Below are 14,591 nucleotides of genomic sequence, written 5' to 3'. Positions count from 1 at the left end.
ATGACCACATTACACAAGGAGAAATAATTAACATGGCTAAAAAAAGCAAACAAATGCGTGCTGCTCTTGAGAAAATCGACAGCACAAAAGCTTACAGCGTAGAAGAAGCTGTAGCTCTTGCACAAGAAACTAACTTCGCAAAATTCGATGCTACTGTTGAAGTATCATACAACCTTAACATCGACGTTAAGAAAGCTGACCAACAAATCCGTGGAGCAATGGTATTGCCAAACGGTACTGGTAAAACTCAACGCGTTCTTGTATTTGCTCGTGGTGCTAAAGCTGAAGAAGCTAAAGCAGCAGGTGCTGACTTCGTTGGTGAAGACGAACTCGTTGCTAAAATCAACGGTGGATGGCTTGACTTTGACGTTGTTGTTGCAACACCAGATATGATGGCAATCGTTGGTCGTCTTGGACGTGTCCTTGGACCACGTAACTTGATGCCAAACCCTAAAACTGGTACAGTAACTATGGACGTTGCTAAAGCAGTTGAAGAGTCTAAAGGTGGTAAAATCACTTACCGTGCTGATAAAGCAGGTAACGTACAAGCTATCATCGGTAAAGTTTCATTCGAAACTGAAAAATTGGTTGAAAACTTCAAAGCATTTAACGATGCAATCCAAAAAGCTAAACCAGCTACAGCGAAAGGTACTTACATCACAAACCTTTCAATCACTACTACACAAGGTGCTGGTATCAAAGTTGATCCTAACTCATTGTAAGAGTAGTAAAAAACCTATCTTCGGATAGGTTTTTTTTCTTACTCTAGGCACGAAATTTGAGTAGAAAATAAAAAATATTCAGAAAGTAGTGCTGCTTTTTCGAATTTATGGTATAATTTAAACGTATACACATAATTATTGATTTTGAACTTTTTACGTTGCGAATTAAGGAGGCAATGAATGAAAAAGAGTAAGGTATTTTTACTAGCAGCCGTAGGCCTATTATCTGTAGGTGTTTTAACGGCTTGCTCATCATCAAGTAAGACATCTGGTAAGACTTATAATTATGTTTACGGTGGCGATCCTGCAACCCTAGACTATGTTTCTACAAATAAGAAAAACATGACGACAGCCGTTAGTAACGGTGTTGATGGTCTGTTTGAAAATGACCAATATGGGAATCTAAAACCTTCTGTCGCTGAAAACTGGTCTGTTTCTCAAGATGGTTTGACATATACTTACAAGATTCGTAAGGGTGTCAAATGGTACACTTCAGACGGCGAAGAGTATGCCAATGTAACAGCTAAAGACTTTGTAACAGGTCTTAAGCATGCTGCTGATACTAATTCTGAAGCGATTTATTTGCTACAAAACTCTGTTAAGGGCTTGAATGATTACCTGTCAGGTGCCAACAAGGACTTCTCAAATGTAGGTATCAAAGCAGTTGATGATTACACTTTGCAATATACGCTTAGTCAACCAGAACCTTACTGGAATTCAAAATTGACCTACTCAGTTACTTGGCCTGTTAATGAAGATTTCTTGAAATCTAAAGGTAAAGACTTTGGTAAGTCAACAGACCCAACATCTATTCTTTATAACGGTCCATATCTTCTTAAATCTTTGACAACGAAGTCATCTATTGAGTTCACCAAGAATGAAAACTATTGGGATAAGGATAATGTCTATTTTGATACAGTCAAATTGACTTACGATGATGGTACAGACCAAGAATCCTTGGAACGTAACTTCACTGATGGAGTCTATAACTTAGCTCGTCTATACCCAACTAGCTCAAACTATTCTAAAGTTGAAAAACAGTACAAAGACAATATTTTCTATACACAACCTGGAGCAGCTGTAGAAGGTGTCGGTATTAATATCGATCGTCAAACTTATGACCATACATCTAAAGAAAATGATCAGCAAAAGACATCAACTAAGACAGCTCTTCTTAACAAAGATTTCCGTCAAGCATTAGGTTTTGCTATTGACCGTACGAATTATGCTGCACAACTTAACGGTAAAGAGGGTGGTAGTACTGCCGTTCGTAATATCTATGTTAAACCAGACTTTGTTCAAGCAGATGGTAAGGACTTCGGAACAATGGTAATGGATCAACTTCCAGCTTATGGTGATGAGTGGTCTGGTGTGAATCTTGCAGATAGTCAAGATGGTCTTTATAATCCAGAAAAAGCTAAGGCTGAATTTGCTAAAGCCAAAGAAGCTCTTCAAGCAGAAGGGGTTCAGTTCCCAATCCATTTGGATGTTCCTGTCAATCAGTCAAATAAAATCTTTGTGAACCAAGTGCAGTCACTTAAACAATCTATTGAATCAGCTCTTGGAAAAGATAATGTTGTACTTGATCTTCACCAATTGTCAACTGATGATTTCTATAACATTACCTACTCTGCTTCAAATGCAGCGGCAGAGGATTGGGATTTGTCAGTAGGTGTGGCTTGGGAGCCTGATTACCTTGATCCATCAACTTATCTTGATGTTTTGAAGACTACAAATAGTGAAAATACTAAATCTTTCATGGGTTATGACGATCCAAATAGTCAAGCGGTTCAAAAAGTAGGTCTTAAAGAATATGACCAATTGGTTGATGATGCTTCTAAGGAAACAACAGACTTGACGGCTCGTTATGAAAAATATGCAAAAGCTCAGGCATGGTTGACGGATAGTGCACTTTATATCCCAACGACTACTTATAACGGTGCAGCCGCTGTAGTTTCTCGTATTAAGCCATTCTCAGGAGCTTATGCTCAAGCTGGTGATAAAGGTTCTACATACTACTTCAAGTATCTTAAATCTCAAGATGATATTGTGACTAAGAAACAATACGATTCAGCTTATAAAGATTGGCTTAAAGAAAGAGCGAAATCTAATGATAAAGCTCAAAAAGATCTTGCCAAACACGTTAAGTAATCTATCGAAAACGTCTACCTTTAGGTAGTCGTTTTTTTAACAAAATTTCTCGAACCACCCCTAGATTGTGATATAATAAGAAAGATTGGTACTCGCTTCTAGATTTTTATTTGGAAAGTTTGGGGGATAGAGTTGCCTACTGGTACTTATCATCTTAAGTTAGTCCTAAGAAAGGGACTTTAGGCTCAATAGGTATCCAAAGACTGAAGAATGAAACATAAAAAGGAGATTTATCTTGGCTAAAGATATCCGCGTTCGTTACGCACCAAGTCCAACAGGGCTTCTACACATTGGTAATGCTCGTACAGCATTGTTTAACTACCTTTATGCACGTCATCATGGCGGTACATTTATTATCCGTATTGAAGATACTGACCGTAAACGTCACGTTGAAGATGGTGAGCGTTCACAGCTTGATAACTTGCGTTGGTTGGGAATTGACTGGGATGAAAGTCCTGAAACACACGAAAACTATCGTCAATCAGAACGTTTACCGCTTTACCAAAAATATATTGATCAACTTTTGGCAGAAGGTAAAGCCTATAAGTCATACGTAACTGAAGAAGAGTTAGCTGCAGAGCGTGAACGTCAAGAAGCAGCTGGTGAAACTCCTCGTTACATTAACGAGTTCCTTGGCATGACTGAAGAAGAAAAAGCTGCCTACATCGCAGAACGTGAAGCGGCAGGTATTGTACCTACAGTTCGTTTGGCGGTTAATGAGTCAGGGATTTATAAATGGCATGATATCGTTAAGGGAGATATCGAATTTGAAGGTGGTAATATCGGTGGTGATTGGGTTATCCAGAAGAAAGATGGCTACCCAACTTACAACTTTGCGGTAGTTGTTGATGACCATGATATGCAAATTTCACACGTTATCCGTGGAGATGACCATATTGCCAATACACCAAAACAACTCATGGTTTATGAAGCTCTTGGTTGGGAAGCACCTGAGTTTGGACACATGACCCTTATCATCAATTCTGAAACTGGTAAGAAGTTGTCTAAACGTGACACTAACACCCTTCAATTTATCGAAGATTATCGTAAAAAAGGTTACCTTCCAGAAGCAGTCTTTAACTTCATTGCTCTTCTTGGTTGGAATCCTGGCGGTGAAGACGAAATCTTTTCTCGTGAAGAACTCATTAAACTTTTTGATGAAAACCGTCTAAGCAAGTCACCAGCGGCCTTTGACCAGAAAAAATTGGACTGGATGAGTAACGACTACATTAAGAATGCAGATTTCGATAAGGTCTTTGCTCTTTGCAAACCTTTCTTGGAAGAAGCTGGTCGTTTGACAGATAAAGCTGAAAAATTAGTGGAACTCTACAAACCACAAATGACAGCAGCAGAAGAAATTGTCCCTCTTACAGATCTCTTCTTTGAAGATTTCCCAGAATTGACAGAGGCTGAAAAAGAAGTTATGGCTGGTGAAACAGTACCAACAGTACTTAAAGCCTTTAAAGCCAAACTCGAAGCTATGTCTGATGATGAGTTTGTTGTTGAAAACATTTTCCCACAAATTAAGGCTGTTCAAAAAGAAACAGGAATCAAAGGGAAAAATCTCTTCATGCCAATTCGTATTGCTGTTTCAGGAGAAATGCACGGTCCAGAATTGCCAGATACTATTTTCTTGCTCGGACGTGAAAAATCAATCAAACATATTGATCAAGTTCTTGCAACACTATAAAAACAAACCCAACAATTGTTGGGTTTTCGAATGCACATAAGTGATGTGTCAATGATTATATGATTATTGATAAGACTGCATTTGTAATATAATGATGATATTTCGTAATCATATCATCATTTTCAAAACTTTAAATTAGTTTTATAATAGATTGGTAATAAAAATTAGGGAGGAGTGAGCATTATGAGAAGATTTGGTTGGTATTTCTACTACGTTATCGGCATGTACCCATAAAAAGAGGTAATGAGTCAGTTGAAGAGCTTGGTTTTTCTAAGCTCTTTTTTATGTTTATGAAAAGTAAGGGATATGTGGGGTCGTCTGATGTTAGATTGTTCTCAATCAGGAAAAAATAGCTTTATATTTTTAGCTTTTTCTAATAGGAGTGACGCTAAATTATATATTTATGTTACAATAAAGTAGGTTGATTTTGAAAGGAAGGGGGGAGTCTAGAGATGATCGTTTTATTTACGGTTCTACGTCTATTGGCTATTTTAATTGTTAGTCACGATATGTCAGGTTTACTCAAAACTTGGAAGAGTAAATGCTGGTTTATCGCAGGGAGTCTCTTGCTCTCTCTATTTGTTGGAGGCATTACAGGGTCGCTCTTAGCACTTTTGTTCTGCTATCTTTTCTTAAATAAAATATCAAGTAGTGAAAAGAATTCTTTTCTTTTCACCTTTTTGCCGTGGGTTTTTGTTGAAGTCACCTCGAAGCTGCTTCAACTTTACTTTTTCCCATGGATTTTTCAAATTAATTATTTACAGGTCAAAGACACCCCAGTACTCATTGCTTTGTCTTATCTCTTGATTTACCCAATTTTTCATCTGATTGTCAAAGTGTTCTTTATTGACTTTGGTGCTCTCAATGTTATGGGAAATAACCATACTTACCAAGTTAGACAACGCTTATTGGTTGGAGTGACTCTGGCTTATATTATTTTATCTTTAATTATTTTCTATGCCAGTAACATCTTTCCTTACACAGGACTCTTTATTTATTTAGCAGGCAGTATTACGGTTGTCTACTCCATCCTCTTTATTTTGCTCTTTGCTCAGCTTAATATTTATTCTAAGAGAAGAGTGAAGGATCAGTTGGCTGAAGAAATGGCTAGACACGAGGAAAGTTTAGAAGAATATAGTCACCGTTTAGAAAAACTCTATAATGATATTTCTCAGGTGAAGAAGGATTATCTCGAAGGGCTTAAGACAATGGAGGTTAGTATCCAACGTCGAGACTTACCTGCTTTGAAACAAGAGTATGCAGAACTTTTAGAGAAATCTGGTAATAGCTTAACGTTGTCAAATTATGAATTATCACGTTTGATCAACTTAGAAATCACATCTCTCAAGAGTCTCTTTTCTGCTAAAGTGCTTGAGGCAGAGAACTTAGGAATTAAGGTTAACTTGGAGTTGCCAGATGTCATATCGTCAACTCAGATAGAGGCCTTAGATTTGGTTGTGATTTCTTCTGTCTTCTTAAATAATGCTATTGAGTCGGCGGTGGATTCTGAAGATCCTACTTTAACTATATCTTTCTTTAAAAATCAAGGTTATCTTATCTTGGTTATTGACAATACAACCAGAGAAGAACGTATTCCTGTGTCAAGGATTTTTGATGAAGGGGTTTCTGGCAAAGGTGAAGGCCGAGGGCTTGGTTTGTCTAAGGTCGCAGATATACTTAATCGCTATCCAAAAGTAAATCTTGAGACTCGTAGTTGTGACCATCATTTTACACAGGTCCTCTCTTTTCAGGATAATTGATAAATCAAAGATACTATTTGTGGAGGATAGGATGAGGGAAATAGAAAGGGGGAAAGCATATGCAACTTGCGATTGATGGCCTTATTGCTTTGGTTGTTGTCGTTTCACATCTTGTGATTTTAGCTAGAATGGCTTATCTAGATGTTTTTACTTACCGTTACATTCCTTATGTAATCGTAGTAACTGCCGTTAAGTGGTTAGCCAAGGTGCTATGGCAAATTGATATTCCAGATGCAATTTATCTCCTAGTCTTTATTTTTCTTGAAAAACCTCAGGCTCTACGAGAAGAAAAGTATTTTTATGCTTTCTTTGCCCCTGTCTTTTGGACCCTGATTACAAGTTTCTTTAGTTTTTATCTTTTCCGAGTTTTCTTTAATAAGCCGGTCGAGTTGGTTCCAAACCATTTAGGAATCCTGGCTGTAGATAGTGTTGTTCTTCCCTTCTTTCTAGGCTTGCAAAAAATGTTCGGTTTAGATAGCTTTTTCCAGGAACCATATCAGGACTTGCAGGATAAATATAAGAGCATGCTCTTGCAAGTTGATTATATTTTAATTATCAGTTATCTTCTTATCCTCTTTAAGCAGGAGATATTCTCCTTGCTTCTTAGTCAGACCTATCTCCCAGGTTACCCTCAAATTTATATTTGGGTTGGTTTCCTTATACACATGTATATTCTTGTTCGTTTTGTTTCCTACGGTAAAGACGTACGTGATAGCAAAATTCTCAGAGAACAAGAGGAGCACTTGAGGAGTCTGGAAGCTTATAATGAAAAAATCGAAACTGCCTATAAGAGTGTACGTTCGTTTAAACATGATTATGAAAACATACTCATTAGTATGCAGACAAGTATTGATAGTGGGGATTTTGACCTTATTGAACAAACCTATCAAGATATTTTGAAAAAGGCAGGTCAAGAACTCATTGAAGAAGATGACGAAAATGTCTCTTGAGTATAAACAGGAAATATTATCATGAACTTACAGCTTTGGACCATGGTATCCCTTGAAAATAGTATTATTCAGATTATTAGTTTTCATATTACCTGGTTTATTTATAAAAAACTAACAAGGAGCACATTAGCTTACTGGAAAGTATTTTGTCTAAGTCTCTTAGGTATAGTGGTATCACTTGGTAAGGGTGATGGCTTCTATTATCAAGTTGTTATCTTTTTAGCTTTGGCCTTAAAGGAACGTCGGGAACATCGTTTGACGATCTGGGCAAGCCTCTTTTTTGGAGCTTTCTCGGTTATTTTTACAGATTTATTTGCGACTTTTACTCCATTTTATGTATTCAATAATCTGTTTACAAATATGACTTTGAGTGAGATTCAAGAAAACTTCTTCCTCAAATTGTTATCGTTTGTACTGATTTACCCATTCTTTCTCTATATCAATTACCTTTCCAGTTCAGATGTTGATAAGGTCAAGGAATTGATTTATTCACGTGGTCGTGAGCGTCTGTTGATAGCCGTTGATCTGACCTTTGCACTCTACATTACTTGTAGTACTCTTTTGGTATCAACAGGTAGTGATGTGGGAGGGCCAATTTTTATTGCAATGGCAGTTTATCTCCTAATGGTAACAACCTTGAACCGCTATTCTCATAAATTTGTCAGAGAACGTAGTAAGGAAGCTGTGGAGACTTATGTCTATAACTTGGAAGTCTATAATAAACATATTGAGGATCTTTTTACAAAAGTAAAACCTATTGAAAAAGATTTTGAGAGTCTTTTGGTAGCTCTTGAGACCCCATTGGCTAAAAATCAATTATCAGAAGTTTTATCCGTTTATCATGAGCATTTGAATCATCTTAAACTTGATAATTTGGACTTAAATGATAAGTTGGCTCCTCTGTTTGAGATTCCTTATCCGGTATTAAGAAGTTGGATTGTAAACCAAATCATTCCTTTGGAACAAAAAGGTATCACCGTTAGGTTGGATGTCAATGTTGATGCTTATCCTAACAATTTAAATATTGCAGTTCTTATTGGAGTTTTAGAACGTTGCATGAACTTAGCTGAAAAACTTTGGGCCAAGGAGCCGGAGACAGATATTGGTTTCCTTATTCAACAGAATGAGGATGGTAATCTCAGCTTTATTCTTGAGAATACCAATCAGGAAGCTGATCCGAAACTCGATGATATTCTGGCTATTAGTCGTGATTTTGCCCAGTTTTGCTGGTCAAACGGTATCGGTTTAACAAATAAAAAAGAATTATTTAAAACCTATCAAATTGTCACGGTAGGACTATAATCGTAGAAAGGAGAGGGACAACTATGCTGGGTAACATCCTATTTCAAATTTTGATGTTTATCATTATTTGGGATATCTACTTACGTATTGGTGGACAAAACACTAATCTTAAAAATCGTATACTTTATTTGTTATTTGATGTTGCTCTATGCATTTGGGGACAACTCATTGGACGCTATATAGGCATAGTACCTCCCTTAGTAGCCATTGTAACATTGACATTTAGTTACCAATTGAATAAAAGTGTCACCTCTGTAGAGCGCTTTTTTCTAGGTTTTTACCCGGTGGTACTAGTCGATTTGGCAAGACGTTTTTTGGCTACCTTCTTCTTTCCACCGATACTTGGTATAACTGTTGACACTTTAAACACTAATATTTGGTGGTCTATGGTACCACTTTCCTTCGTCATGTTGACGGTCAGAATAGTAGATTTTATTTTACGTCTAGATTTTACAGATATCTTGAAAGTTGCTGCCCAACAAGAAAAAAAGAACCGTCTGGGTTTGGTCAACATGCTTCTTTTACTTTATTATTTAGTTATCTTTTTAGTGTCGACATTTGATACTTATTTCCCAGAGTTACATCTTGAGAGTAGATTTAGGTTGCCATTAGTAATGGGATATCTCTATTTACTCCTCTTTGTACTTGGTGCTGTAAACCAGTTTGCTAAGGAAAAAATAGAGCAGGATTTAGCGATGAAGCAAGCCAACTATCTTGATGATTTGAAGCGTGAGAATACCAGGGTAGAAGGTTTGTATAGAGACTTGATGCATGTTCGCTCTAACTATAATTTCCTACTTAATAATCTGAGAGATATCGAAAGAACAGGGGATATTCGTTCTTATAAAAAAGATTTGGTTGATCTTTATGTCAATCGAGATCAGCATAGTTTTTCAACTCAGGTCACAGATTTGGATAATATCCAAAATCCAAGTATTCATAGTCTACTTTCATCAAAATATCATGAAGCTCAGATGCATCGCCTCAATATTCATGCAGAGATTCCAGATCCAGTGATTCATAACTATCTAACTGATTTAGATTTAGCTGTTGTTTTGGGTCACCTCATGGATAATGCTATTGATGGTGCTCGTAAAGCCAGTGAAGGTTTTATTAGTCTGGCCTATTTTGATGAAGAGGACTGCCAGAGTTTTATTATTGAAAGTACAATTGCAGAAGAGCAAGTGCCACTTTCAATGATGAGTACCCAGCTTTCTCATCCTGAGGGTGGTATAGGTGTTAATGCTGTTCAAGATATCTTGGAACGTTATCCGAACACTTCCTTTTCTGTCCGTAGTCAGAATCGTAAAATGATGCAAATACTAGAAATGAGGCCCTAATATGAATATATACATTTTAGAAGATGACTTAATGCAGCAAACACGCATTAGCGACATCATCCGAGAATTGGTTTCAGAGGGCACGTTTTCTGTACGAAAACTTGAAGTTTTTTCTAAACCTCACAAACTATTGTCCAGTATCAACGAGAAGGGCAACCATCAGGTTTTCCTTTTAGATATCGATATTGATGGTGAGCGAAAGAAGGGGCTAGAAGTCGCCTCAGAAATTCGCCAACAAGATGCTAATGCAGTTATTATTTTTGTAACAACTCACTCAGAGTTTGCACCGATCAGTTTTAAATACAAGGTTTCTGCACTAGATTTCATTGATAAGACAGTTTCTAATGCAGAATTCAAACAACAACTAAAACAAACATTGACTTTTGTGAACCAAAAAGTTGGAGATGTGGATGATGATGAGATATTTGTGTTTGAAACCGCTCAGTCTCGGATCCAAGTCCCTATGAGAGATATTTATTATTTTGCGACTGCTGTGACACCTCATAAGGTGATGCTAATTACCAAAACAGAGCGTCTGGAGTTTTATGCCAATCTTGGAGATATTACTTCGGTAAATAAAAAACTCTTTTCTTGTCATCGCTCCTTTTTAGTTAATTTGGATAACATATCTCGTATTGATAAGACTCAGTTGATGATTTACTTTGAAAATGGCGATTCTTGTCCAGTTTCACGTTTGAAAATGAAGGCCCTGCTTAAAAAATGGTCAGAGGTAAAAGAACATTAGTCGATGACTAATGTTCTTTTTAGTCTAAAAAAGCATGTGTTTATTTCATAGGTGATTGATAATCTTATAAGTGAACAAATTCTGTAAAAACACAAAATAGATGTCCTTTAGTGATAAAATTTAGAGATTTATAAAAAAATGACTAAAAAAAAATGCAGTTCAGGATGAAAAAACGACATTCTATGAAATCGTATAGACAATTAAATTGAAAAAAGTTAATATATAATCAAGATATGTGATTCGGAAATGAGACATCGTCAATCTTATTGAAATCTACATACACTTTATGAAAATAAATAATGTACTTTTATATAACTTTTTCCTAATCCCCATTTTTTATTGGCCGCTCGTCCAATTACATATCTTTTTTATAGAAATTAATAGGCTTGAGAAATCAAGCCGTTTTTTTTGTTTTTAAGGGCATTAGTGCAGATTAGGATAAAAAATACATTCTATGAGTGAAATTCGACATTTTAGGAAATCAAGATATACATTTGGGGATTGCATGCTATAATGTAATCAAGGTTAGAGAGCAAGAAGAATGTATGGTTTAAGTTAGTCCCTTAAACATAATAATTTCCCTCATTCATTCTATCTAAAATTGCTGTTGTGTTCTCTACCGATGATGCTGTTGTTCAAAAGGTCTGTACTTTGTACAGGCCTTTTGGCATTTTAGAAGATAACTAGTTAAAGATGCTTTTGAATCTATTGGTATAGTTTCAAAAGTGTTTTTTTATTTTTCATCACCTCTTGCATAAAATTGAATAAAAATTAAGAATTAAGCACTTTTTTAGGTCAAAAGAATAAGTAAAAACAAATAAAAACTAAATAAATATAAAAAAATAACAAAAAAGTGTTGACAAGTGAATAAATATGCAATATAATTAATCTCGTAAGGTTGATAGAGATAGCAACCACAAGAAAATATAAGAAAAGAGAAAAATATTATGTCAAAAGAGAAAGTTATTCTTGCCTATTCGGGAGGTCTTGATACCTCAGTCGCTATTACATGGCTTAAAAAAGATTACGATGTTATCGCCGTTTGTATGGACGTCGGTGAAGGTAAAGACCTTGAGTTTATCCATGACAAAGCTTTGACAGTTGGAGCTGTCGAGTCATACGTGCTTGATGTTAAAGATGAGTTTGCTGAAGATTATGTGCTTCCAGCACTTCAAGCTCACGCTTACTATGAACAAAAATATCCTTTGGTTTCAGCACTTAGTCGTCCAATCATTGCTAAAAAATTGGTTGAGATTGCTCATAAAACAGGAGCAACGACTATCGCTCACGGTTGTACTGGTAAAGGTAATGACCAAGTTCGTTTCGAAGTTGCCATTGCTGCCCTAGACCCAAGTCTTAAAGTAGTAGCGCCAGTACGTGAATGGAAGTGGTCTCGTGAGGAAGAAATTGAGTATGCTAAGGCTAATGGTGTTCCAGTTCCAGCAGACCTTGATAATCCTTACTCAGTCGATCAAAACCTTTGGGGACGTGCCAACGAGTGTGGTGTTCTTGAAAATCCTTGGAATCAAGCTCCAGAAGAAGCTTTTGGGATTACCAATTCACCAGAGTCTGCGCCAGATGAAGCTGAATATGTCGATGTAACCTTTAAAGAAGGGAAACCAGTTGCTCTTAACGGTAAAGAAATGAAATTGGCTGACCTTATCCAAGAAATGAATGTTATTGCTGGCAAGCATGGCGTCGGACGTATCGACCACGTTGAGAACCGTCTTGTAGGTATCAAATCTCGTGAAATTTATGAATGTCCAGGAGCTATCGCCCTTTTGACAGCTCATAAAGAAATTGAGGACTTAACTTTGGTACGTGAAGTTTCTCACTTTAAACCAATTCTTGAAAATGAATTGTCAAACCTTATCTACAATGCTTTGTGGTTTAGCCCAGCAACACAAGCTATCATTGCTTATATTAAGGAAACACAAAAAGTTGTTAATGGTATCGCTAAAGTTAAGCTTTACAAAGGGCATGCTCAAGTAGTAGCACGTCAATCAGCTAATTCATTGTATGATGAAAATTTGGCTACTTACACATCAGCAGACAGCTTTGATCAGGATGCTGCAATTGGATTTATCAAGCTTTGGGGTCTTCCAACTCAGGTTAATTCACAAGTTAACCATCCATTTGACAATTAATGACAGATTACATAAGAAAAGTAGGCTATTAGAAGAAAAACGCTTCTTATCAGATAAAAGTGGACAGAGAGCCACATCTGATACTCTTTTCTTATAACTTATATTATTATCGTTAAGGCGTTCTGAGAGGCGTCACGAGCCTAAATAAACTACGACAGAGATCTGGTTTTAGGAAAACAAGTGTCCAGAGAGACAAATTAAGCTAGACAAATACTATCTAGCTTTTTTCATTTAAGTTATTGTGACCAAAGAGGTCGTTGCTTGTTATAAGTATTAAGAAAGGATGGAAGATTATCTCAGTGTAGGGAAATCTTCAAAATAAAACTATGGCAGAAAATCATAAACTATGGGGCGGTCGGTTCGAAGCTAGTCTTGAAAAATGGGTAGAAGAATTTGGTGCTTCAATCTCCTTTGACCAAAAGATGGCAGAGTTTGATTTGAAAGGATCTATTGCCCATGTTACGATGCTTGGTGAGACAGGGATTATTACCAAAGAGGAAGCATTGCAAATTAAACAGGGCTTGGAAGAACTGCTTGAGGAATATAAGGCTGGTAAACTAGAATTTGATGTTTCCAATGAAGATATCCATATGAATATGGAGAGTCTTTTAACGGCTAAAATTGGACCAGTAGCAGGAAAACTTCATACAGCACGTTCACGTAACGACCAAGTGGCAACGGATATGCACTTGTATCTAAAAGCCAAACTAGTGGAAGTTATTGAGAAGCTTGATAATTTACGTGGTACTTTGGTCAATCTAGCAGACAAACATACCTACACAATTATGCCAGGCTACACCCACTTGCAGCATGCACAACCGATTTCTTTTGGTCACCACTTGATGGCTTATTACAACATGTTTACACGTGATTCCGAACGTTTTGAATTTAATATCAAGCATACGGATATCTCTCCACTCGGAGCTGCTGCACTAGCCGGAACAACTTTCCCAATTGATCGTAATATGACATCTGACTTAATGGGCTTTGCAAAACCATATAGCAATTCCTTGGATGCTGTTTCCGATCGTGACTTTATTCTCGAATTCTTGTCAAACTCAAGTATTCTCATGATGCATATGACACGTATTTGTGAAGAAATCATTAACTGGTGTTCTAACGAGTTTAAGTTTGTAACTCTATCTGATACTTTTTCAACAGGCTCTTCCATTATGCCTCAAAAGAAAAACCCAGATATGGCAGAACTAATTCGTGGGAAATCAGGTCGTGTCTATGGTAATTTGATTGGATTATTGACCGTGATGAAGTCATTACCTTTGGCCTACAATAAAGATCTCCAAGAAGATAAAGAGGGTATGTTTGATACGGTAGAAACGATTACTGTCGCTATTGATATTCTCGCAGGCATGCTCAATACAATGACTGTTAACGACAAACATATGGCAGAGTCAACAGAGAAAGATTTTTCAAATGCTACAGAGTTGGCTGATTATCTTGCATCTAAAGGCCTACCATTCCGTGAAGCACATGAGATTGTTGGAAAACTTGTCCTTGAGTGTACCAAAGCTGGTTATTACCTTCAGGATGTTCCTCTCGAACGTTATCAAGAAGTTTCAGATTTAATTGAAGAGGACATCTATGAGACACTTAAATCTCATACAGCTGTTGAACGTCGTCATTCCCTTGGTGGAACTGGTTTTGACCAGGTTAAATGGCAAATCAAAGAAGCTCAAAAAGCTCTAAAAAAAATAAGTCTCTAAGGCCCTAACCATAAGGTTTTGGGCTTTTTTGCTATTTATGATATAATAGTACTAATTTTGAGT

At 36.7% G+C, this 14,591-nt stretch carries 10 protein-coding genes; all 10 read left to right on the top strand.

Annotated features, from left to right (window positions below):
- Nucleotides 1–32: 32 nt before the first annotated feature.
- The 10 genes from rplA to argH all read left to right on the top strand — a co-directional run bounded on the left by rplA (nt 33) and on the right by argH (nt 14,528).
- Entirely contained in the window at nt 33–722 is a 690-nt protein-coding gene (rplA, locus tag SSAL8618_RS09310; protein WP_002885800.1) for a 50S ribosomal protein L1, read from the top strand.
- 180 nt (nt 723–902) lie between these two features.
- Nucleotides 903–2,873 carry a peptide ABC transporter substrate-binding protein gene (locus tag SSAL8618_RS09305; RefSeq protein ID WP_037611118.1) on the top strand — a complete coding sequence of 657 codons (1,971 nt, stop codon included), beginning with the start codon at nt 903–905 and terminating at the stop codon, nt 2,871–2,873.
- Between the two features lie 235 nt (nt 2,874–3,108).
- A complete protein-coding gene (gene gltX, locus SSAL8618_RS09300) occupies nt 3,109–4,563 on the top strand; it encodes a glutamate--tRNA ligase (protein ID WP_037611119.1) in 1,455 nt (484 codons plus the stop codon).
- Nucleotides 4,564–5,015: 452 nt separating this feature from the next.
- The gene (locus SSAL8618_RS09295) at nt 5,016–6,323 is read left to right on the top strand and encodes a GHKL domain-containing protein (protein ID WP_038676824.1); all 1,308 of its coding nucleotides are present in this window, start codon (nt 5,016–5,018) and stop codon (nt 6,321–6,323) included.
- A gap of 59 nt (nt 6,324–6,382) precedes the next feature.
- Entirely contained in the window at nt 6,383–7,273 is an 891-nt protein-coding gene (locus SSAL8618_RS09290) for a hypothetical protein (RefSeq protein ID WP_038676823.1), read from the top strand.
- A 21-nt stretch (nt 7,274–7,294) separates the two neighbouring features.
- Nucleotides 7,295–8,575, top strand: coding sequence for a hypothetical protein (locus SSAL8618_RS09285; protein WP_038676820.1), 1,281 nt, complete (start codon nt 7,295–7,297; stop codon nt 8,573–8,575).
- A 299-nt stretch (nt 8,576–8,874) separates the two neighbouring features.
- Nucleotides 8,875–9,915, top strand: coding sequence for a GHKL domain-containing protein (locus SSAL8618_RS09280; RefSeq protein ID WP_257001905.1), 1,041 nt, complete (start codon nt 8,875–8,877; stop codon nt 9,913–9,915).
- 1 nt (nt 9,916) lies between these two features.
- Nucleotides 9,917–10,660 carry a response regulator transcription factor gene (locus tag SSAL8618_RS09275; protein WP_002885796.1) on the top strand — a complete coding sequence of 248 codons (744 nt, stop codon included), beginning with the start codon at nt 9,917–9,919 and terminating at the stop codon, nt 10,658–10,660.
- A gap of 947 nt (nt 10,661–11,607) precedes the next feature.
- Nucleotides 11,608–12,807: an argininosuccinate synthase gene (locus tag SSAL8618_RS09270; RefSeq protein ID WP_002885646.1), complete on the top strand. Its 1,200-nt coding sequence runs from the start codon at nt 11,608–11,610 to the stop codon at nt 12,805–12,807.
- 326 nt (nt 12,808–13,133) lie between these two features.
- Nucleotides 13,134–14,528: an argininosuccinate lyase gene (gene argH, locus SSAL8618_RS09265; RefSeq protein ID WP_038676816.1), complete on the top strand. Its 1,395-nt coding sequence runs from the start codon at nt 13,134–13,136 to the stop codon at nt 14,526–14,528.
- Nucleotides 14,529–14,591 lie beyond the last annotated feature (63 nt).

Source organism: Streptococcus salivarius (assembly GCF_000785515.1).
GTDB lineage: Bacteria > Bacillota > Bacilli > Lactobacillales > Streptococcaceae > Streptococcus > Streptococcus salivarius.
The sequence above is the reverse complement of the archived record's forward strand: the minus strand, read 5'-3'. Positions and strand labels throughout refer to the sequence as shown.

Bases quoted from the DNA above. Each gene is read 5' to 3' on its own strand.
- SSAL8618_RS09295 (WP_038676824.1), top strand. From the start codon at position 5,016: ATGATCGTTTTATTTACGGTTCTACGTCTATTGGCTATTTTAATTGTT.
- rplA (WP_002885800.1), top strand. From the start codon at position 33: ATGGCTAAAAAAAGCAAACAAATGCGTGCTGCTCTTGAGAAAATCGAC.
- SSAL8618_RS09275 (WP_002885796.1), top strand. From the start codon at position 9,917: ATGAATATATACATTTTAGAAGATGACTTAATGCAGCAAACACGCATT.
- argH (WP_038676816.1), top strand. From the start codon at position 13,134: ATGGCAGAAAATCATAAACTATGGGGCGGTCGGTTCGAAGCTAGTCTT.
- SSAL8618_RS09270 (WP_002885646.1), top strand. From the start codon at position 11,608: ATGTCAAAAGAGAAAGTTATTCTTGCCTATTCGGGAGGTCTTGATACC.
- SSAL8618_RS09290 (WP_038676823.1), top strand. From the start codon at position 6,383: ATGCAACTTGCGATTGATGGCCTTATTGCTTTGGTTGTTGTCGTTTCA.
- SSAL8618_RS09285 (WP_038676820.1), top strand. From the start codon at position 7,295: ATGAACTTACAGCTTTGGACCATGGTATCCCTTGAAAATAGTATTATT.
- SSAL8618_RS09305 (WP_037611118.1), top strand. From the start codon at position 903: ATGAAAAAGAGTAAGGTATTTTTACTAGCAGCCGTAGGCCTATTATCT.